Source organism: Aeromonas sobria (genome assembly GCF_000820145.1).
GTDB lineage: Bacteria > Pseudomonadota > Gammaproteobacteria > Enterobacterales > Aeromonadaceae > Aeromonas > Aeromonas sobria.
Genome location: NZ_CDBW01000044.1, coordinates 1 through 21,948, shown reverse-complemented (window position 1 = coordinate 21,948; position 21,948 = coordinate 1). Strand labels below are relative to the sequence as shown.

17 protein-coding genes and 1 pseudogene are annotated in these 21,948 nt (G+C 48.5%); 11 read left to right on the top strand and 7 right to left on the bottom strand.

All coding sequences use genetic code 11. From position 1 onward, the window contains the following. Positions 1 to 1,386: a tryptophanase gene (locus tag BN1135_RS18590; RefSeq protein ID WP_042023707.1), complete on the top strand. Its 1,386-nt coding sequence runs from the start codon at positions 1 to 3 to the stop codon at positions 1,384 to 1,386. A gap of 135 nt (positions 1,387 to 1,521) precedes the next feature. On the opposite strand, the gene cdd is transcribed toward BN1135_RS18590, so the two are convergent. The 3 genes from cdd to BN1135_RS18575 all read right to left on the bottom strand — a co-directional run bounded on the left by cdd (position 1,522) and on the right by BN1135_RS18575 (position 3,642). Then, positions 1,522 to 2,406, bottom strand: coding sequence for a cytidine deaminase (gene cdd / locus BN1135_RS18585; protein ID WP_042023705.1), 885 nt, complete (start codon positions 2,404 to 2,406; stop codon positions 1,522 to 1,524). A gap of 196 nt (positions 2,407 to 2,602) precedes the next feature. After that, complete coding sequence (locus BN1135_RS18580) at positions 2,603 to 3,289, bottom strand: LrgB family protein (RefSeq protein ID WP_042023703.1); 687 nt, start codon at positions 3,287 to 3,289, stop codon at positions 2,603 to 2,605. Beyond that, positions 3,286 to 3,642 carry a CidA/LrgA family protein gene (locus BN1135_RS18575; protein WP_042023702.1) on the bottom strand — a complete coding sequence of 119 codons (357 nt, stop codon included), beginning with the start codon at positions 3,640 to 3,642 and terminating at the stop codon, positions 3,286 to 3,288. The genes BN1135_RS18580 and BN1135_RS18575 overlap by 4 nt, the downstream gene beginning before the upstream one ends. 175 nt (positions 3,643 to 3,817) lie before the next feature. Between BN1135_RS18575 and BN1135_RS18570 the strand changes: the two genes are divergently transcribed. Then, positions 3,818 to 5,527, top strand: coding sequence for a glycoside hydrolase family 36 protein (locus tag BN1135_RS18570; protein WP_042023700.1), 1,710 nt, complete (start codon positions 3,818 to 3,820; stop codon positions 5,525 to 5,527). Positions 5,528 to 5,605: 78 nt separating this feature from the next. Here the strand turns inward: BN1135_RS18570 and BN1135_RS18565 are convergent, their stop codons facing one another. Further along, the gene (locus BN1135_RS18565) at positions 5,606 to 6,106 is read right to left on the bottom strand and encodes a hypothetical protein (protein ID WP_042024061.1); all 501 of its coding nucleotides are present in this window, start codon (positions 6,104 to 6,106) and stop codon (positions 5,606 to 5,608) included. A 154-nt stretch (positions 6,107 to 6,260) separates the two neighbouring features. Next, a complete protein-coding gene (sbcB, locus tag BN1135_RS18560) occupies positions 6,261 to 7,688 on the bottom strand; it encodes an exodeoxyribonuclease I (RefSeq protein WP_042023699.1) in 1,428 nt (475 codons plus the stop codon). Between the two features lie 160 nt (positions 7,689 to 7,848). Between sbcB and BN1135_RS22680 the strand changes: the two genes are divergently transcribed. Next, positions 7,849 to 8,085: an Arm DNA-binding domain-containing protein gene (locus tag BN1135_RS22680; RefSeq protein ID WP_082186845.1), complete on the top strand. Its 237-nt coding sequence runs from the start codon at positions 7,849 to 7,851 to the stop codon at positions 8,083 to 8,085. On the opposite strand, the pseudogene BN1135_RS21840 reads toward BN1135_RS22680, so the two are convergent. After that, positions 8,082 to 8,390 (bottom strand): annotated as a pseudogene (locus BN1135_RS21840) (IS1 family transposase); the annotation flags it as partial. The gene BN1135_RS22680 and the pseudogene BN1135_RS21840 sit on opposite strands and share 4 nt — an antisense overlap. Before the next feature lie 211 nt (positions 8,391 to 8,601). On the opposite strand from BN1135_RS21840, the gene BN1135_RS21835 reads away from it, so the two are divergent. From BN1135_RS21835 to BN1135_RS18520, 8 genes are all read left to right on the top strand, one after another. Then, positions 8,602 to 9,165, top strand: coding sequence for a response regulator transcription factor (locus BN1135_RS21835; protein ID WP_082186844.1), 564 nt, complete (start codon positions 8,602 to 8,604; stop codon positions 9,163 to 9,165). Positions 9,166 to 9,171: 6 nt separating this feature from the next. After that, complete coding sequence (locus BN1135_RS18545; protein WP_082186843.1) at positions 9,172 to 12,708, top strand: ATP-binding protein; 3,537 nt, start codon at positions 9,172 to 9,174, stop codon at positions 12,706 to 12,708. A gap of 446 nt (positions 12,709 to 13,154) precedes the next feature. Further along, positions 13,155 to 13,631 carry a hypothetical protein gene (locus BN1135_RS21240; protein WP_052443862.1) on the top strand — a complete coding sequence of 159 codons (477 nt, stop codon included), beginning with the start codon at positions 13,155 to 13,157 and terminating at the stop codon, positions 13,629 to 13,631. 87 nt (positions 13,632 to 13,718) lie between these two features. Then, complete coding sequence (locus tag BN1135_RS18535; RefSeq protein ID WP_042023694.1) at positions 13,719 to 14,264, top strand: hypothetical protein; 546 nt, start codon at positions 13,719 to 13,721, stop codon at positions 14,262 to 14,264. Next, positions 14,261 to 17,065 carry a TcfC E-set like domain-containing protein gene (locus tag BN1135_RS18530; protein WP_042023692.1) on the top strand — a complete coding sequence of 935 codons (2,805 nt, stop codon included), beginning with the start codon at positions 14,261 to 14,263 and terminating at the stop codon, positions 17,063 to 17,065. Before BN1135_RS18535 ends, BN1135_RS18530 begins: the two co-directional genes overlap by 4 nt. Then, positions 17,058 to 17,774 carry a fimbrial biogenesis chaperone gene (locus BN1135_RS18525; protein ID WP_052443861.1) on the top strand — a complete coding sequence of 239 codons (717 nt, stop codon included), beginning with the start codon at positions 17,058 to 17,060 and terminating at the stop codon, positions 17,772 to 17,774. The genes BN1135_RS18530 and BN1135_RS18525 overlap by 8 nt, the downstream gene beginning before the upstream one ends. Beyond that, a complete protein-coding gene (locus BN1135_RS22265) occupies positions 17,771 to 18,799 on the top strand; it encodes a hypothetical protein (RefSeq protein ID WP_139245273.1) in 1,029 nt (342 codons plus the stop codon). The genes BN1135_RS18525 and BN1135_RS22265 overlap by 4 nt, the downstream gene beginning before the upstream one ends. Positions 18,800 to 18,826: 27 nt before the next feature. Then, entirely contained in the window at positions 18,827 to 21,022 is a 2,196-nt protein-coding gene (locus tag BN1135_RS18520; RefSeq protein ID WP_139245272.1) for a hypothetical protein, read from the top strand. Positions 21,023 to 21,464: 442 nt separating this feature from the next. Here the strand turns inward: BN1135_RS18520 and BN1135_RS18515 are convergent, their stop codons facing one another. Beyond that, positions 21,465 to 21,725 carry a hypothetical protein gene (locus BN1135_RS18515; protein WP_042023689.1) on the bottom strand — a complete coding sequence of 87 codons (261 nt, stop codon included), beginning with the start codon at positions 21,723 to 21,725 and terminating at the stop codon, positions 21,465 to 21,467. Positions 21,726 to 21,948: the final 223 nt, after the last annotated feature.

The window sequence follows — 21,948 nt, the reverse complement described above, 5'->3', positions numbered from 1 at the left end:
ATGCGTCGTATACCCGAACCGTTTCGTATCAAGATGGTTGAACCCATCAAACAGACCACTGGTGCCGAGCGCCGCGTCGCCCTCGAGGCCGCGGGCTGGAACCCCTTCCTGCTGCTGGCCGAAGATGTCTATATCGATCTGCTGACCGACAGCGGCACCGGTGCCATGTCAGACCGCCAGTGGGCAGGCATCATGATGGGAGATGAGGCCTATGCGGGCAGCCGCAACTTCGTCGAGCTGGAGCGCGCGGTGCGCGAAATCTTTGGCTATCAGCATGTGATGCCCACCCACCAGGGGCGCGGGGCGGAGCAGATCCTCTTCCCCGAGCTGGTCAAGCGCTGCAAGGGTAAGGCGCCGGTCTTTATCTCCAACTATCACTTCGATACCACCAAGGCCCATGTGGAGTTGGCTGGCGCGCGGGCCATCAACCTGCTCACCCCGAAAGCCCTCGACACCACCGCCCCTTACGCCTGGAAGGGGGATTTCGATCTCGGTCGTCTGACCGACACCATCGACACCCTGGGGGCCGACAACGTGGCCGGTGTCATCATCACGGTCACTTGCAACAGCGCCGGTGGCCAGCCGGTCTCCATGACCAATATGCAGGCGGTATCTGAGCTGGCCCGTCGCCACCATATTCCGGTGGTGATCGATGCCGCCCGTTTCGCCGAAAACGCCTGGTTTATGAAGGCGCGCGACCCGGCTTATGCCAAGACAGGCATCGGGGAGATAGTGCGCCAAATGTTTGCGCTGGGGGACATCTTCACCATGTCGGCCAAAAAGGACGGGCTGGTCAATATCGGCGGTCTTTGCTGTTTCAAGGAAGATCTCGACCTGTTCCGCGCGGTGCAGGTGCGCTGCGTGGCGATGGAGGGGTTTGTCACCTATGGCGGCCTAGCCGGGCGGGACATGGCGGCGCTCGCCATCGGCCTGCGGGAGGGGATGGATGAGGAGTATCTGACCTATCGCATCAGTCAGGTAGCTTATCTCGGTGAGCGGCTGGCCGAGGCGGGGATCCCCATCCAGACCCCCACTGGCGGCCATGCAGTCTTTGTCGATGCCAAAAAGCTGTTGCCCCATATTTCTGCCGAGCAGTTCCCGGCCCATGCACTCGCCTGCGAGCTCTATCTGGAAGGGGGCGTGCGCGGGGTGGAGATCGGTTCCCTGCTGCTGGGGCGCGATCCCGCCACCGGCAAGCAAGAGGCGGCGGACTTTGAGCTGCTGCGCCTCACCATTCCGCGCCGGGTCTACACCCGGGATCACATGGACTACGTGGCCGACTGCCTGATCGCGGTGAAAGCGCGGGCCAGCGACATTCGCGGGCTTACCTTTGACTACGAGCCGCCGCTACTGCGCCACTTCACCGCACGGCTCAAGCCGGTTTGATCAGCAACTGGTTTGAAGGGGTGATCAACCGCGCCAAGCCGTGAAGATCAAGGGCCGCTCCCGGTTAAACCGCCCAGTAAAAAAGCCCCCGCACCAAGGTGCGGGGGCTTTTTGTTTATCGAGGCGGAACAGGGGTTAGACCGCCTGATACTCCAGCTCGACGGAGCCCAGCGCCTTGAGGGTGGACTGGGCGGAGTCACGCTGGCTGATCTGGCCGTTTTTGCTCTCCAGCAGCACGGCGCGGTTGATGGTGGCGAGATCTTCACTGCCCAATACCGCGTGGGCACAGGCCATCTGCATTGGCGGCAGGCTGGGGTTGAAGGCGGCGTTCTCGGCGTAGCGACCCGAGAAGATACGGCCATCGGCAAACTGCAGCGCCACAGCGGCATAGCCCTGGCTGTAAGGGGCATAGCTTTGACGGGCGGCAGTCAGCGCTGCTTGCCACAGCGGGTCTTCGCTTTCAAGCGTTAGCTCGGCGTGATCCTGCGGGCTCATCAGCGCATCTGTGATGTCGAGATCCGCCGGGCCGAACGAGTGGGGCAGGAAGGATTGCAGGGTGCTCAAGTCATCGGGCAGAGAAACTTTGAGGATCTTGGCGGTGCTCAGCTCATTCATAAACTGGCGGCAGTGGCCACAGGGGGTGTAGTTGACGGTGATCTCGCTGATCCCGGTCTCGCCGCCCAGCCAAGCGTTGGAGATGGCAGACTGCTCGGCATGGACCGAGTGGAACAGCCCTTGCCCCGCAAACTCCATGTTGGCGCCGAAGTACCAGCTGCCGCTCAGGCCGCAGGCGATGGCACCGACATAAAATTTGGAGATGGGCGCCACCGAGCAGGCGGCAGCCAGCGGCAACAGGGCGAGGCGCAGAGCGCGCTCATTCAGCCCGGTGGCGGCTTTCAGGGTGGCGACTTGCTCCGGCGTGAAGCGGGCGTTGAAGTCGGCACTATCCAGCATGGGCTGCACGGCTGCTTTGAGCGGAGCAGAGAGGGTATCGAATGGCTTGGCAAAACGGGGATGCATAGTGTGTCCTCAAAGGCCAATTGGGCGGCCATTGTAGGGAGCAAGCTCGGGTAAATGTGTGAGCAGGCTCACGCCCTGACGGGCGAACGGAGAGGGATGGTAATGGAAACGTTTGTCTTGTGCAAATTGTGCGGCAGGTCGCACCCCGAGAGGCCTGCAGGCCCCTCGGGGTGGTCAATAGGTGGTCAATGGGTAGTCAGATCAGCCAGTGATAGATGGCAAACAGCAGGGGGGCGACGGCAGCGGTGAGGATCCCGCACACCACCATGGCCAGCGACGCAAAGGCTCCCTGGGTGATCCCCTTCTCGGCGGAGGTGGCGGTGCCGATGGCGTGGGCACACGCTCCCATGGCAAGGCCTTGCGCTTCCGGGTCGGTTACTTTCAGCAGTTTGAGCAGCGGGTAGCCGATCAGCGCGCCGACAATCCCCACCACTACCACCACGGCCGCCGCGATAGCGGGAATGCCGCCGATGGACTGGCTGACGCTCATGGCGAGCGGGGTAGTAATGGATTTGGTGGCGAGTGATGCCAGCAGTGCCGGATCTGCGCCCATAAAATGACCAATCAGCAGGGTTGTGCACACCGAGATCAAGACGGAGGCGAGGGTACAGATTAGGATGGGCTTGAGCTTGGCCTGAATTTGACGTGCCTGCTGATAGAGCGGCAGCGCCAGCGCCACCACGGCGGGCTCCAGCAGCATGGTAATGGGGCTGCTGCCGCGCTCGTACTGTTCAAGAGGCAGATCGAACCAGAGCAGCAGGCCGATGATCACCGCGGTCGGCACCAGCACCGGATTGATGATGGGCCAGGGCAGGCGGCGATAGAGGGCGCGGGTGGTGAAATAGAGCGCGAGCGTCAGGGGGATAGCGCACCAGAAGATCATTTGTTCATCCTCTGGTAGAGCCGACCGACGGTAGCGAGGATCAGCACGATCCCGAGCACGATGCAGAGCATGATCAGGCCGAAAGATTGGCGCAGGGGCTCAAGCCAGGCCACCAGCCCGACCGCTACCGGCACGAACAGCACGCCCATGTGGCGCAGCAGCAAGCCTGCTCCCTGCTCGACCCAGTGCAGCTTTATCAGTTGCAGGGAGAGCAGCACAAACAGCAGCAGCATGCCGATGATGCTGCCGGGGAAGGCAAACGGCAGGATGGCTGCCACGGTTTTACCTGCCAGCAGGCAGGCGACGATGACCATAAAGTCACGAAGGAACAGCAAGGCACGTTGCGCGATCACGTGAGCCCCATCGACTGTGAAGAAAAATGCAGTTTACCAGAGAGGCCGGGTCGCGGCATTAAAACAATAACAACTGAAATCAGTTCGTTTGAAGCTGATTTGTATGACGATGATCTGTTGAACAATCTTTTGAACATCGTCTGATAGCACCCTTTTCGAACTACAAGGAGTAGTGATGACATCCCTCTTGTCCCGAGTTCGCCAGCTGGCGAACGATAATGCGTTGCCATCCCATCTGCTGCAAACCCGTCAGTGGGAAGGGCCTCTGTGCCGGGTGCGGCTCGATAACACCAGCGCTGATGCCACCTCGGTTGATCGCTGGGTACTGTTTGACGGCAAGCTTGGCCTGCCGGTCGAGAGTGCAATATATGGCGAAGGCTTCCAGATGCTGGCCCAGACCATGGGGAGCTGGCAATCACCGCAGCCGGTCGGCCGTTGTCCCGATGCCAGCGTTTATCGCATTACTGATGACAACGGTTACCACACGGTTCACAACCTGCTGCTGGTGGAGCATGGCAAGGGGTGGCTGCTGCTCGCCTTTGCCAGCTGCCACCGTTTTGGCGGGGAGTTTCGCCTCTACCCCGATGGACGGCTGCAGATCCTGATGAACTGCGAAGGGCGGGCACTCGCGGCCGGTGAGCACTGGCAGAGCGAGGCGCTGATCTGTCTCGAGGGGGCGGAGCGCGAGGATCTGCTGGCCGAGCTGGCACAGCTGATCGAGGCTGAGCACGGCTCGCTGATCGGCCAGGTGAGTGATCGCCCGAGCGGTTGGTGCTCCTGGTATCACTACTACGCCGAGGTGAGCGCTGCCGATATTCGCGAAAATCTGCAGGTGCGTGCCGAGCGTTTCCCTGCGTTGCGCTATGTGCAGATCGACGACGGCTATCAGGCCAAAATGGGTGACTGGCTCACTCCATCGGCCAAGTTCGAGCAAGGCGTGGCGTCACTGGCTGCCGAGATCAAGGGCGCTGGCTGCGAGCCAGCCCTCTGGGTCGCCCCCTTTATCGCCGAGCCCGGCTCGCAGGTGTTTCAGGATCACCCCGACTGGTTCGTGAAGGGGGATGATGGCCTGCCGCTTCCCTCCGAGCGGGTTACTTACGGTGGCTGGCGCTGCACCCCCTGGTATGTGCTGGACGGTACCCACCCCGAAGTGCAGGCACACCTCGAGCAGGTGTTCCATACCCTGCGCGAGCAGTGGGGCATCCATTACTTCAAGCTCGATGCCAACTTCTGGGGCGCCATCCACGGTGGCCGTTTCCACGATCCGGCAGCCACCCGGGTTGAGGCCTATCGGCGCGGCATGGCTGCCATCTTGCGCGGCGCAGGAGAGGGCGGTTTTCTGCTCGGTTGCAACGCCCCCATCTGGCCAAGCCTCGGGCTGGTGCACGGGATGCGGGTGAGTGACGATGTGGAGCGCAATGGCCACCGCTATCGCCAGATCGCCCGTGAGGCCTTCTGCCGCGCCTGGCAAAACGACAAGCTCTGGGCCCTCGATCCCGACTGCATCTGTCTGCAAGATCTGCCGACCCAGCAGGCCAGCAAAGCGGATTACCGCTTCCATCTGGCCACGCTGGTGGCGAGCGGCGGCATGATGCTGGCGGGTGATCGACTGCAAGATCTCGACGAGGAGCAGGCGGCGCAACTGCGCAAGCTGCTGGCGCTTTGTGCGGCCCGGACACCCTCTGCCCGTTTCGAGTCGATGGACTTTGCCTGTGGCGAAGTGAACCTGCCGCAAGGGGGATCCTTGCTCTGCCTGTTCAACTGGGAGGGACAACCACAAGAGTTTCTGCTGCCGGAAGGGGGAACCGATTTTTGGCAAGGGCATGCAGTCGGTACAGCCGTGACCCTGCAAGGAGGCGATGGGCGGGTGATCCACTACACCTGATCACTGCGTCACCACAAACAATTCAGGCTCCATCACGGAGCCTGAATTGTTTCAATCAGCGGTTATCAGCCACGGTTGTCAGTAACGCCACTCAAAGCCGACGGCGTATTTGGCGGAGCCATAGCCTGGGATGTCACTGCCGGAGGCGATCGCCTTGAGGGTCAGCAACGGGGTGATGGGCACGCCGAGACCAAAACCGATGGCCAGCTGATCGTTGGGGTTCCCCATCAGATCGACCCGCATCACCCGATAGAGCGACATATCCTGGCTCAAGTGGGTATAAGCCTGAGAGGCGCGGTTATAGACCTGGCCAAATACCTCCAGTTGAAAACCCGCTTGAGCAGTGATCACTAATGGCACCCCGACAAACTTGTAGAGGTTGGAGTCGTTAAAGTAGCTGTTGGTGATCTGGGGGGTGAAGTCAGTTTGCTGGTAAAGGGTGCTGAAGTTGTGTTCGACGATCTGGTAGGTCTGCTCTGGCAGACGGGCAAGATAATCCGGCACATCGAACCGGTATGCGGCGTTGGCTGCCAGTGGCAGCAGGGCCAGTAATCCGAGCAGTGCGTGGTGACGAGGCATCAGCAAATGGCTTCCGTTCGGCCAAAGATGTCTCTTGCTTGGGAGACATCGTTCAGGATGTTGCAAGATATTGGTTTTTGAGGAAATCCCCTTCGTCATTATGACCTGAAGAAGGGGATGGGCGGGAAGGATTTATTGTGAAACTACTCACAACTCATAAATCTTCCAGATAGCGATAGAGACTCTTGAGAATGGCAAAGTTCCGTTCGTTACTCTGGTTCTGCTCGGCCAGCGCCTCGAGACGGGGCACATAGTCCGGCAGACGGCGGCTGAAATAGTCGCTGCAGTGCAGGCGCCAGCGTTTCTGCTCCGCCTCGCTCAGGGTGTGCGGCCAGTTGCGGGCGCGGTAGCGGAACAGCATCTCGGGCAGGCGTGAGTCGGTGAAGGCAAACTCCCGCTCCCCCAGCTGATCTGCGGGGGTGGCACGCACCAGATCCATGGTGGACTTGTCACCGTGGCCAAAGAATCCGGCGTAGAGCTGGGTATCGGGGTCGCTGTCATTGCTGCCAGCAAACTCCTGATTGAACACCTCCACCAGTTTTTCCCGCACCTCGGGATGGGCGCGTAGCAGATCCAGGCTCTTGCGGCACTGCTCCCTCTCGATGCCAAGCTGGTCGGCCCGCTCCGGGGTCAGGGTAGCGGCCGGCGCCAGCACCGGGCACTTATTGATGTGTACCAGCTTGACCGGAATAGCCGCCAGATCCCCCAGCTCCTCTTTCTTGGTATAGAGGCGCTCGCGGATCTCCTCACTCGACAACTCGATAAGCGGGGTGGGGTCACGGGTCAGATCCACCATGATCACCGCATTCTGGTTGGTCGGGTGCCAAGCAAGCGGCGACACCCAGCTCACGCACCCCTGCCACGGGGAGAACATGCCGGAAACGTGCACCAGCGGCTTCATGGTCACCACATCAATCAGCGCCTTCACCTTGTTCTTGTTACGCAGATCAAAGAGATAGCCAAACAGCTTGGGCTGAGCCTTTTTCACCAGTTTGGCCATCTCGATGGTAGCCAGCACGTCGGAGAGCGCATCGTGGGCATTGGCGTGCGACACGCCGTTGGCGACCGTCAGCTTCTCCAGCCGGAAACTCGGCTTGCCCTCATCATCAAACGCCCACTCGATCCCCTCTGGCCGCAGGGCATAGCAGGCCCGCAGCATGTCGAGGATATCCCAGCGGGAGTTGTCGTTTTGCCAAGCGTAGGCGTAGGGGTCATAGAAGTTGCGATAGAGGGTGTAGCGGGTCACTTCGTCATCGAAGCGGATGCTGTTGTAGCCCAGTACGCAGGTATTCGGAGTGGCGAACTGCTCGTGGATCTGGCGAATGAAATCCGCCTCGCACAGCCCGTCCTTCATCGCCTTTTGTGGCGTGATGCCGGTAATGAGGCACGCCTCCGGATCCGGCAGATAGTCCGCTGGCGGCTTGCAATAGACAACTAACGGCTCGCCAATGATGTTGAAATCCGCATCGGTACGAATACCGGCAAACTGCGACGGCCTGTCCTTGGCGGGGCTGATGCCGAAGGTTTCGTAGTCGTGGAAGAAGAAGGTTGGCTGTGCTGCTTGGTTTTTTGATGTGCTCATTTGTTCTTTAATTATCGCTTAGGCTTTTGATTTTATGGTTCTTTGTGGTGTGTTCAGTCATATCTGAGCACTCAGCAATTTTTTCATCGTTCGCCTCTGTCTGGCTATGTTCACGAGTCAATTAGTACAACTAAAAGTACAAAATTTTATTGGGTGAGCCATGGCAGTTACAGACAGCTGGCTACGAAGTATCAATGGTAAACCATACTCGGGTCAGAGCGAAGTCACTGACGGTGATGGGCTTGGCATAAGGGTGCCACCTAAAGGGCAGATCACTTTCCAAGTGTGTCATATGCGTGATGGGAAACAACTCAGAACGACAATTGGCCGTTACCCTGCGATGACACTTCGGGATGCTAGGATCAAGGCTGCGGAAATCGGTGATGCTTCCAATTAGTTGAAGTGGTGCTTTTCGATGAAGGCGCTGATGACTTTCTCGTGGAGCTCAACAGAGTGAGAAAAACAGATGGCTTTACGGGCCAGTCGCTTGAGCTGCGTGCTGAGTGTCAGGTTGTTGCGTTTGATACGCTGCGTGAAGAGTTTCCCGGTCAGATGTATCTCGCGTGGGACTTCCCTGGCAAAGCTGCTTCGGTCATCACTGGTGATAAAATCACGCTGCTAAGGGGCAAGCAGGCTCAGCAATTTACGGCATGTCTCATCGTTGCGCGGACAGAAGGTGTAGGCAACCACTCGTTTTTTTTGGTATCAAAGGCATACCACAAAGCCAATGACGATTAGATGGTTTGGGATTTTTCCTACAAATTGATGGCTTTGGTCTTATACTTTTCTTCGTATTGAGTGTAGTACTATTCTGGCATGCAAGTTTCTCTGGTGAAGCATATGAAAAATAATTTTAATATACTGATAGTAGATGATCATCCAGCTGTCAGGTTGGCAGTTAAATATGTTTTGAATGCAGCTGGATATAGTAGTGTGCAGCAAGCAGCAAGCAGCAAGCGGCATAGAGGCAATTAATGAAAGTGGAAAAATAAACTTTGATGTAATCATTTTAGATTTAGACTTACCACACATTGATGGATTAGAGGTAGTTAAACGGATTAAAAGAACAAATCCTACAGTACGAATCCTAATATTGTCTGCGATGGTAACTGATGTATATGTTATGCGTTGTCATGCGGCTGGTGTTAATGGATTTATGGAGAAAAATGAAGACATTGAAAATCTCCCATCAGTAGTGACAAATATTATGAAAGGATTTACTTATTTTCCTACCGTGTTCGGTGATGAGGCATTAAAGCGTCGAGCAAATATGGGGACTGGTTTGATATCTTGCCTGAGCGACCGTGAATTGACGGTTTTTAATAGCTTGGCGATAGGAAAAACAAACTTGGAAATAGCTAAAGAACTGTTTTTGAGTAATAAAACGGTGAGTACTTACAAAACCAGGATATTTCAAAAGTTGGGTGTTTCCAATATAGCTGAGCTTATTGACATATCTAAGCAAGTTGAAGGGTAAATAGTAATGAAATGGTTCAGCATGTTATTTTCTTTATGTGTCTCGATGCCTGGAGTTGCTGTAGAACAACTGGAGTTGGTTGGTCGTACACTGACGGTAAAAGATCCTGTATTTATTTCTCCATCCGAAGATGAGTGGCTATCAAGGAATAGAGTATTGAATGTAGGTGTCATCTTACCTTCATATGAACCATTTGAAGTGGTATCAGCAACGGGTGATTTTGAGGGGATCTCTGCTGATATATTAAATTTTATTGGCGTTGAGCTGAAAACAAAAATAGTTATTAAGGCATACAACGACAATATCAGTGCGAAAAATGCCATGCAAGCTGGTGATATTGACATGTTAAGTGTCGGTAGTTGGTTTTCAATTGAAGATAGCAACTTGATTGGTTCTTTCAGTGAACCTTTTTTAAAGAGCAAGCTGGTTTTTTCTACACTGAAAGGACGAGTGGATAAATATAAACTAATCCCAGATGGCACAAGAATTGCTGCTCCAAAAGGAATTGTTGATGATGAAATTTTCAACCTTATATATCCGAATGCTGCTCTTATCGAATACTCATCACCACTAGCTGCTATGGATGCAGTTTATTTTGGCCATGCAGATATACTGCTGAGTGATATATATTCCACACATTATCTGAGTGGAGAACGTTTTGGTGACCTTGTTTTTATTGGTCATGCCAGACATGAGTCAAGGGACTTTGGTTTTTTTATCTCAGAACGAGCACCTCAGCTACTGTCACTAGTCAATAAAAGTATTTTAAATCTGCAGGACTATGGCCGTGGTCCAATAGTATCTAGATGGCGAGGTGCAATTACAGAGGTCTTGTCAGCCAATGATATATTGTCACAATCAGATCTAAACTGGATCAGTGAGAAAAAATCGGTAATTGTCGGCATAAATAAAAATAATGTACCTTACACATTTATTGGGCATGAAGGAAAGCCAGTTGGCATAGCCAGTGATGTACTTGATATTATTTCTGGTTTGAGTGGCCTTGATTTTGAGATAAAAGCTTATGACTCAGATGATGAAGTAAAAAATGCGGTGATGTCCGGAGATGCTGATTTAATGGCGGCGTATCAAAATAAAGTGATGGAGGCATCCCTAACTTCTACTATAAATTATAATCGCGATGACATTATTGCTCTTACATCGGATCGGATGTCCATAGATAATGGTGGACGATTTATTGGCAAGAAAATTGCTGTTTCTGAGGGGATTTCCAACTACAGTACCTTCAAGCTGCGCTATCCAAATACAGAAATAATATTTGTATCTAATGGTGTGGATACGCTTAAATTATTATCTGAAGGTAAGGTCAATGGTGCGGTGACCTCGTTATATCAAGCAAAATATTTTCTATCATCAAATAGCATTGTTGATCAATATCTATTTTTGGAGCGAGTCAGTGAAAACCCGTTAGAGTTTTCTTTTGCACTGCGTTCATCAGATGTGCAGTTATTGAAAGTCATAAACAAGGTAATTAAAGCAATACCGCCAAGTGATTTATCTCGGATATCTTATAATTGGCGAAATAATCCATTGCCCCATCTCACTCTGTGGGAGAAGTATTCATCTGAACTAACAGGTATATTTTTTTTGTTGGTCTCTGCATTGATCGTTTACTTTATGCGAAGTTATTACTTGCATAAAGAGCTACAACATACAAAAAAACTGGAAGGGAAGTTACTCGATGAGTTGTATTTTAATAAAGCTCTGTTAGATGGACTTCCTATGCCAATCTCTGTGCGAGACGAACACGGTAAGCTTATTTTTTGTAATAAATTTTATCTTTCAGCTTTGAGTGTTAAACAAGAGGATGTACTCGGTAAAAGTATATCTGAATCATTCTCTAGCAGAATAGATGATACCGACCGTATTGATGAAATATATAATGATGTGCTTTCATCCGGAATTCAGTCCGTCAGAGATTTATCTATAAAATTGGATGGTGGGGCTATTGAAATATATCAATGGGTAATTCCATTCAAGGATGTCAATAACAATATCAAAGGCATTGTTTGTGGTTCGATTGATGTGACAGAAAGAAAAATGCTACAAGTTCAATTGGAAGTAGAGAAAGAAAAAGCCGAACAAGCAAATTTAGCCAAGAGTAACTTTTTAGCTGTGATGAGCCATGAGCTCAGAACTCCAATGAATGCCATTATTGGATTTATTGAGTTATCATTACAAAAAGCAAAGAATGGTGAGACTGATGCCGATTCATTGCACCGCGCATCAGAAGCTGCAGATGCTTTGTTGGATCTTATTGGTGGAATTCTTGATATATCGAGTATTGAGGCAATGAAGTTCACCATAAATAGCAAAAGCACTTGCTTGAATAAGCTAGTGAGCTCTACGGTTGGATTACTACAGGCAGTTGCTTCAACTCAAAATAATAAGCTGCTATATTCTTCAGGGGTGAGTGATGTTAGGTTTATTCTTACTGATCCCGTCAGGCTCAGGCAAGTGATATATAATGTTGTTGGTAATGCTTTAAAATTTACTAAAAATGGGGTGATCGACGTTAATCTCGATCAAATAGATAAAGAATTTATCATAACTATAACTGATAATGGTATTGGAATTCCGAAGGAAAAGCTGGGGGATGTATTTCAGCCATTTAGTCAGGCACACAATAACTATCACTCAGGGTATAGTGGTAGTGGATTGGGTTTGAGTATTGTTAGACAAATATGTCAAATAATGGGAGGGCGAGTTGAACTGAATAGTAAAGAAGGAGTGGGTACATGTGTTGTCATCACACTTCCCTTCATTTTGTGCCAAGATGAGTTACCTCATGTTGCAATCTCTCATGTTTCCCCTGAGATTAATGACGAGATAAATGCAGAACGATATATATTAGTCGTTGATGATCATGTTGCAAATCGTATCTTGATGAAAAAACAACTGGAGTATATAGGGTACCACGTAGTGACCGCGTGTGATGGTGTCGAAGCATTAGCCATTTACAATAATGAGAAAGTAGATCTGATCATCACAGATTGCCAAATGCCAAATATGGACGGATATGCCCTGGCACGTGCAATCAGACAGCAGGAAATGATATTAAATAATAAATCAATTGGAATATATGGTTTGACAGCAAGTGCCATGCAGGAGGACTTTGACAGGTGTATTGAAGCTGGCATGGATGATTGCTTATTTAAGCCATTCAAGTTAACTGTGATGGCAGCACAAATAAATAAATATTTTGATTCAATTTCTTTGAAAAACGTTAACAATGTCGGAGAAAATCCATCAGATTGGAAAGTGGCATTATATGATCAATTTATGGAGTGTAATACAAAGGATCTGGAGGCTATAACTAGTTGTATCAATAATGGTGATTATGATGGTGTGCTGCACTATATTCACCGATTGAAAGGATCATGCCAACTGATTGGTGGGGATAATATTGTGAAAATATGCAAAATGATAGAGGATGAATATAGGAATAGTGGTGTATTTAGATTTGACTTGATGAAGGAAATAGAAATAGAAATAAATGCTATGCCGACTGGCATCAGTTAATTAGGTTGATTACTATTTTTTGTAAAAACTAGCGTATATTTTATCTCATTATATATTTTCAGATGGTGTGCCACTACAGGTATGTATTTAAATAGGTTGATCTGTAGTGTGTTGAGATTGTTGTATCATAGCTGTGCCAAAACTTATTATTATCATAGCTAATTTATTTGTTGTGTTAGTTGGCGTATGGCCACTATTAGAGTCTGTAAATGAAAAATTAGACGTATATGTGGGAAACCCATTCCTAATGAGATCGTCAGGTCCATGCAATAGGCGATTCAATAAGGTTTGGCCTACGCACTTATAGTCCTGTTCCTACATACCTAAAGTGGGTGCGCTTGGTATCTTATCGGTCAAGAAATCACCGCTGCGTACATATATCAGCATTTTGATGGATTTCTTATAAAGCCGATGTCAAAACAATTTACAACACAGGAAGTATCTAAATGAAAAAATCTATGCTGGTTCTGGCCCTTGCCTTCTCCGCTTCTGCCATGGCTGCCAACCCGTCAGCGAACATCGTATGGTCTGGTTTTGTACCGGGCTCTGTAGCTGGTGACGACCTGATCATCACCGGTCTGGCTGGTCAGGCCATTGAGAATGGTCAGCTGATCGTGGCTACCGATGGCTCCTTCACCTCTACTGCCGTGGTTGTTGAAGCACGTGATTACACCCCTATTGGCACCGTAGTTGGTGATCTGGCTCCTGCCAACTGGACCCTGAGCAACGCCCAGGTGAGCTACTCAGGTACCTCTGAAGTTGGTCAATTTGTTGTTAACGCTAATGCTGCCCCTTGGGCTGTTGGTGATTCAGTAGCTAACGAATCTACACTGAACCTGACTGTTGCCCAGACTGAAGCTGTTGATGTCGGTGCAGGTGGTTCCGTGCAAGCGCAAATCACCATTGTTGCCGAAAAAGTCTAAGTTTCTATACTTAGCGACAGAACTGAAATATTTAAGCGCCTATTTATTTCTAGGCGCTCTTTTTATATAGAAAAGCTAGGAGGTGTTGTGCGCATAGTAATCATTACGCTGGGTATTTTGTTGTTACCATCAATGCCCATTGCGGCGCCAATCTCCAGACAAATCGACATCTCTACCGAGATAGATAAAAATAAGTTCTCGGTAGGGGAGTTTATGGACGTTAGATTCGTCCCTGATTCATTAGTTGCTGTTTTTGATCGTGATGCCGGATCCTTTATGGATCTGACCACGAATATGTCGGTTATCACGAGCCTGCCGACATCTGAAGCCAACAGCGGTTTCTCGGTATTTCTCAATGAAAATAACATCACCTGTTTTGATGGAAATAACACTGCAGTCACATTAACCCCTGTCCCTGATACGGATGTCTACGGCTTTGCAAAGTTGCGTATAAATGGTATCAGTCTTCCCATCGGAAGTAGTGTGTCTATTCCAGAGTTCAATATCATCAATGATGGTTTTTTTGAAGGGTATTACCCCGTCAATATTAATTTTTCGGCATTGTCGGCATCCCATCTTGACGCAGGAAAGTGCTCAGGAAATATTTCTGTTCGGGTTGAGTTTAATATATGAAAAATATTAACAATGTAGCGTTCATGATCCTCATGGCATTGTCATGTCCCATCATGGCTGAAACAGACATGCCAGAAGAATTTTCTGAGCTTTTTGAGTTTAAAGAGCGTTCGGTCTCTATTAAAGATATTAATGGTACTGGAAAAACCAGCCTTATTTTAAGTGTCAATTACGATACCATCCGGCTACCAAAAGATCAGGGCATGGCTGTTGCGCAGTTACAAGGTTATTTCAAGCGAAATAACGTTCCACAGGTCATGTCTGAGCGGATTCTACTATCGCTGCAAAAGGGTGTCAAAAACACTGAGAGCTGCCACGGCTATATCAGTCAATGTGTGGTGACGCCGGTTGACTATGAGTTTTACTATGATTATGACAATGCGCTGTTAGCCTTGTTTGTAAATGGTGCTGAGCTGGATAAGCCAACCGCCGATGTTGAATATGCAAACGCCCTAAACGAACATAGTGCCTTGGTGAATCATGTCGATATATATTCTAGCGCATACCATGATTCGTCATCATCTTATGCGATTAATAACAAGTCGATACAAGGCTTACCATACGGTCATCTGACATCAGACTTTACTGTCAGTAATTCACTCAATAAATTTTATGAGCTCTCGTATGATTTCTCTTTTGCCGGTGATAAGCGTATTTATCTCGGCCAGTTTGATAATGGCGTCTCATTTAACTCAACCAACATCATCAGCCCTACCCGATTCATCAAGCAGACATCGTTCAATTTTGGTTCGACGAGTAACCTTGTTGTAAATAATGAACAAAGTTATGAGCAGTTATTCTTTTTCTCGCCAGCACCAGGTGAATTGAGGGTGCTGCGCGATGGGCGAATTATAAAGCTGCTGCCGATTTCTGAAGGGCAAGGTACGCTGTCATATAGCGCTCTACCACCTGGACGTTATGACATCGAGCTCGAAGTATTGGTAGCTGGTAATGTTGTCTCATCTGAAAAAAAGACAATCTATAATGATGTTACTAATATGCCAAGAGTCGGTTATGGCGATTATATGCTTGCGGCTGGACAGTTGAATGAATCTCGCGAGTTATTTTCAGCGCAGTTCGACGAGTTAGAGGGAGTGACACAGCAGTTGCAGAGTCAGGCATCTCGTTTCGATGATGTTGCTTTTGCCAGTGCCTTATATTCTAGGCGGGTCACTGATTCATGGTTTGTTGCTGCAGGGGGACTCGGCGCTGACAGTGATGGCATGGCTGTGCTGGGTTCACAATGGTACCTCCCCTTCAAAGGCACTCTGAATAGCAGCGTGTCAATGTATCAGCCCGGTTCACTGGCATTTGATGCACAGCTCGCCGTAAATTATTTTTCGATCCAGTATGAAAAACTGCAGCATAAAAAAAGTGGTGATACGCTGGCTGCCTATCTCATGGGGGAGTTTGACTATCAAAAAATATCTGGGAATATATTTTACAGCTTTGATAATGGCTTGAATAGTTATTATACCTACACTAAGGGCGATTATTATATTCCGGAAGGTGGCAAATTATACACCGAATATAATGTATCCACCATTGGTCTTGGCTATACCTTGCCATTGAATGCGAGGGTGGATCTCACCCTGGATTATGATCATGTCGGCAAGAGCCACGCTACATTTATCACGGTCCAGATTCCAATCAGTAGCAGTTGGGAAGCAAAATTCAGTACCAATGATAGCTCTATCGGTGGCAGGGAATATCGTGCCAGCGTGCTAAAAAATGATCTCATTGATAGGGCTAATACGAGTAGTTCGCTTGAGCTGTCTTCGGCATATTCAGACTCCAGTCGGGACATCATCAATGAGATGTATGGCACTGCGTCAACCAATGAGACTGCATTTCGCGGCAGTGCCAACGTGTATGCAAACAATGATGGTAATCATGGCATATCGGGAAGCTTGTCAAGCAGCCAAATTGTCTCAAGTAATGGCGTTGCGTTCACCAGCCAGCGTGCAGATGCTTACACCATCATTGATGCTGATATACAAGAGATGATAGTTTCTGACAGTGAGCCTTATGGTTTTGTCACGCTACGCAAGAATGAGATATTGGAAAACAAGACATTCATCTATGAAAACAATCAGAGTATGCCCATCAGTACGTATGATAGCTACAATATAAATATTGATACCGAGAGTGTCTCTCTTTATAACAGCGGTGATCAAGGATTTGATGGTTTCACTTATCCAGGCAGTGTGGTAGTGATTAAACCCAGGTTGAAACCGGTCGTCACCTTTGTCAGCTCGTTTTCTGATGTCTTTGATGACCCTATCGATGAGGTATTATGCAAGGGGTTTGGTTGTATTGATGTGACCAAGGTAATGGATGGCGTGTTTCGTGTAACGCTAGTTGAAGGAAGCGACTTTGCATTGTATGCAGGGGGAGCTCGCTGCTTGGTACCCAGCGATTATGAAGATGCCCAGTTGATGAATTTTGGTAATAATTATTGTTTGCCGGAGGCAAAGCCTCGTTCAATCGTCACTGTCACCAAGCAGGATGCCTTGGCACAATCAGAGCTTTATTATGTTGGCACCTTTGATGACACCAATCTGGTTAACGACTATATCAAGCGACTAGTCTCACTTGATGGCGCTATCTATCAACGAAAAGTGGGCTCCGATATCGCACTTTATCTGCTAATGGACAATGAAAAATCATTGACCTTGTCCAAGGCACAACAATTGGTGATTGATAGTATGCAGCTGTATGCCCGTGAGAATCACAGTCTGGATACGATTAATCAACCTGTGGCAATGCGTGAACATAGTAAGGAATTACAGCATGATTAAGAAAATTTATTTTGTCGTTGGTCTGATGGGCAGCTGTGCTGCCCATGCATTGACTGTTGATACCATGTTTCTTGTGTCTGATGCGAGTGGTAATGGTGTCGTTACCTTGACCAACGATTTTGACAAGACAAGTTTTATCAAGACATCTATCAGTGAAATTAACACGGATAGCCGGGGTGAGATCACACGAAATAAATATACAAAAGAGAACATCCAGCAATGGCGTGTGATGACAACCAATCCAAAACTTATCCTGGAACCCGGCCGAGCAAAAGATGTTGGCATTCGATCACTCTGCTACAAGGTGAAGTGTGAAAGTGACAAGGATATGACCTTTAGTGTGGTATTTGAGCCTGCCCCCTATCTGAAAAAGGGCGAGGAACAAGATAACGCGGTGCAAGTGAACTATGGCTACTCGGTTATTTATGTTGTTCCTGCCAAAGCCAGTGAAATGAAATACAGTATTACCCGCAAGGGCCGGTCACTCGAGATCCTGAATCAGGGTAATACCATGCTCACTTTTGTGATAGATCGCTGCAAGTCAGATAATGTGGCTAATTGTCGAACTCAGGAGCGTGTTATCTCTGGACGATTTAAAAAGTTTGAATTACCAGAGTATATGAAATCGTTGACGCTGGAAGCATCGATTTACAATCATGATGAAAGCTACAAGCGTCAGATTGTCTTGACACCGGAAGCCAAGATATGATTTGGAAATGTATTATTACAGCCTTGCTATGCCTACCAATGTCATTGGCCTACGCCTTTAGCTTAAATGGGAAAATTGCTAACGGCAGACTGACTTGGGATAATCTTGTGTTATCTCATGGACAAAATACCCTGAGTACCTGGTCTCCCATTAATGGATTGACGCCGACAGAAAAATGGCGTCCAGGGTTTATGGCCTCACCTCAGTCAAGTCCAGATATTACCATTACTAATGGCGGCAACAGTGTGACGTTTGCATTGTCACTCACTGGCATCGAGTATAATACCGGCAGCAACTCTATTGTAGGTACACTCAGCCCACCTGCGACACAGTGTGCTGGTCAAGGGGCAACTGGCAATGTTATCTATTTGATTGGGCAATTCAATTGTAGCTATGATCAGTTGATAAATAATGGCGCCTCAAAAACACCATTCTTTTTTTTACGACCACTGTTTAAGGTTGATAGTAGTGCTGTTCTCGCCGGTTTTGCGGGTAAACCAGAGGGGTTATACACCGGCGTAATACCCATGTCCACACGCTATTTTTATTACACTGCGAGTGGCGCTCTGACATATCGAGATATCCGTCAATCGTTTTCTGTGCAGATTCACTTCAAGCCAGCCTATATCAGCTCGGTTAGTTTGTTTGGCAGCGGGATTCTGCTGCCAACGTACGATAAGGTGGCTAAAACGGTGTCGGCAACAACGACGTTTGACGTCAACGCGACAGGGTACTTCGATAAAGGGATAAAGATGATGTTGCAGCCTAGGAGTTATCGTCTTACTCATCCGACATCGAGTAAAAATATCCCTTACAGTATCAAGTGTACAGGTGTTGCATGCTCATCCTCCTCATTAGTGGCTGCGGGGACACTCAACACGGCAAATTCCATATTAAGTGCCGGTACAGATAAATCCAGAGTGGATTTTAAGCTGGAAATATCATACGACAATATCGCTGCCGCTAATATTGAAAGTGGCCGTTATACAGATAGTTTTTTGGTTTTATTCGAAACTGATTTTTAATGTATTACTTTTGTATTAGAGGTTGAAATGAATAGGTATCGAATTTACTCAACGTTGATATGTGCGTTATTGAGTGGTTGCGGCGGCGGTGGTGGTGGTGATGGCGAGAGTGACAATGCTGCTCAGCCGACACCGCCAGCGACGACATATGCAGTATCTGCCAATGATACAATTCATGCGTTTAAGGTTAATGATATAGCTTCTGTGGATTTGAAACCCTTTACGGCGTCTGCAGATGGTGGCGCTGTACACCTTAAATCCCTTGAAGTATTAGGTGGGGATAGTGTTTGCCACGACGCGGTGAAAGATAAAAATGGTTTCTCATTAAAATCTGATAATGCTGGATCTTGTGTGTTCAAGTATACCGTTTCGAATGAGCAGGGTGGTACCAACAGTGCCATCAGCCGTACTGTAGTTCGCGCCGAGTCAGCAGAGCCAATGGCCTACAGTGTGCAGTTGACACCACTGAGTCTCACGCTGACAGAAAATAGCACGGGTTCAGTGGATGTTTCTAATGGTGGATTGACGTTAACGGATAATATTATTGTGTTGGGCTCAGGTACTGCGGTCGCTGACGTATTAAACAATACGATTTCGTACGACGCTCAAGAGTCTGGTATTAGTCGTATTTTATATGAGATGGAAGATAGTGCTGGGGCGGTCTCTCTTGGTAGTGTCGATGTTGCTGTTTCACAGGATAGCAATACTGCACCGGTAGCCAATAGCTTTCTTTTCCCGGTATCACCACAAGTCCTGAAACCGGGTCAGGAGGCGTTGATTGATGTAGCAAGCCACATATCTGATCCAGATGTTGGTGATACTGTTCAGTTATATGATGTGCACTCTTTTAATGGTGTCGCACAAATTGCTTTCCCTGCGGATGTGACTAATACCAAAATAAGATTCAAGTCATACGTGCCTGCTGATTATTATATTAGTTACACTGTCACTGACCATAATGGTGGTTTTGCAACTAATATTATAAAAGTATCGGTCGAGGGCTTTTTCACCAGCATTCATTTAGTGCCGGATGAGCTGTATTTCAATGCACCACTCAGTGCCGAGCAGGCGACTCAGCTTGGCCTCAAGGTCACCAGCTCCCCAGAGACCAATATTCCTGGCAGCAACGGTGTGTATAATGCGGCAGCCTTCAATAATCTGGCGGCAAAAGGATTCTGTGCGGCTCAGGGTGCTCGGTTACCCACAGCTGCAGAGTTAACAAAAATTCAGATATCTGGCAAGGCAATTAACTACTGGCCGACCCATAAGTATTATTGGAGTTCTAGCCAGGGCACTGCCAGTGGTACCTCTCAAGTTGTCAATATCGAGAGTGGTGATATTGATGGTGCCTTTAGTAGCTCGGATAGTGCTTATGTAACCTGTATCAATCAGCAAGATGCCGTCCTGCCGGGTGGTGTGACTTATGATATGGTACTGCCAGCCACTATGCAGACAAATACTGCCTACACCTTTAGCGTGACATATAAAGAGGCAGACAACATTCTCAAAACCTTCACGGGTGATGTGACATTGACGGGTGTGACGCCTGCCAATGCCAATATTTCGCTCATCTTGCAATCTGCCGGTAAATATAAGCTGTATTCAGGTCCTACCAAGGGTAGCTTTAAACTGAATTTTCTATTCTCACTGTCAGGGCATCCGTTGGATGGGGTTGTGGTGAATCGAGATTTGAGCATAGAAGCGACCACGACCTCCATCGTCACGCCGCCGCCCCCGATACTTACCGGTGAGGTATGGTATCAGCGAGATTTTGATTTGTCAGCGAAGACCAATTTCTTTTGTGGCTATAGATTTAACACAAACGTGGATACACCATTTGGTCTGTATGGCTTGGGTTATACTAGCACTGACTATGCTGGCGCGCCTCCCAAAGGCTCCTATAACCCGAGGACGACCATTTTCCAGCTCGATAATATTACTAGTATACGGCTAACGACAGCCAACTCTAACTCGACTTCTCAAAAGCGCATCTATGCATTTAATGTGACCCGCACTGTTGGTGGAGTAGCGACAACAACGTATTGTGGCGAACAGGGTAATAGTGCGTCTGTAGAGAATCGTGTTTATACTACGTATAACTTTCCCCCTGGGAAACGGCTAACAGGCATGACCGTGCATTATACAACGGCACTTGGTAACAGTGAGATAGGTGGCGGCACTATTGGTGCACTTGGCTTTGAAATGACAGATGTTAGTCCGTAACTAACCGCTGTGAAGTTTAAAGGGATGACAATGTGTCATCCCTTTTTTATTGTAATTTTATTAAATGCACATTGCAGTCTTCGACTCGGTCACTCATCGTACTCTAATTCTTGTTAGTCTGGGTGTTGTAGTGCCACCATTTTCTTCCACTATGTTCAACCATGCTTCCTGGTTGCTTTTCAATGTATTAGTGTTGACGGTTACCATCGTGCGTTCAGTGTTATTTAATGTGGTTTTATTAAGTAAGACATCACCCTTGGAGAGTTTTTCTTGGTGGTTTTTTAAAGACAGCCACGCTGTCAACTTGATCTGATTACGGGTGTCGTTCTCTATCCACCAATAATAGTTGTCACGATTCTTTATCGGTTCTGAACCACTGATAAAAGTAATGCCGTAGGATGGCGTTAGATACGTCAGTGAGATAACCATATAGATGAGTTGCCTAGTCATTTTTATCATAACCGATCACCCATACTTCTATTTTTTTGTTGTCAAAGATGATGTGATCTTTTTTAACTGTCACGTATTTATTGTCGGGGCAGATGATCCGCTGGTTTATCTGAACCAACTTGCTATCTGAATAACTATCCATTTGACATGTAGATACGGGGACTGTGCCAGCAAAAGTGATGGTTTGACTTACTGGGTGAATGGTGGCGTTTTCATTTGCCATCAAGGCCGTGGTAAGAAGCAGTGCGAGCATGGTGTCTTCCTTATTGTTTGGGATTCACCTATAGCATCGGCTTCATCTGGCTAATGTTGAGCGTGGGGGGATTGCTATGCTGCCAGTTTCAAGGGTTTTGAGGGGCTGCTGTCAGTTGTGGCCTACAAACATTTTGCTAAGCGTTTCTTATGGCTGGGGATAAATTTTGTTTGTAAGAAAGTTCTTTTTTATTAGGGGTAAGGGGCGTTGTTGCCCAAATCAG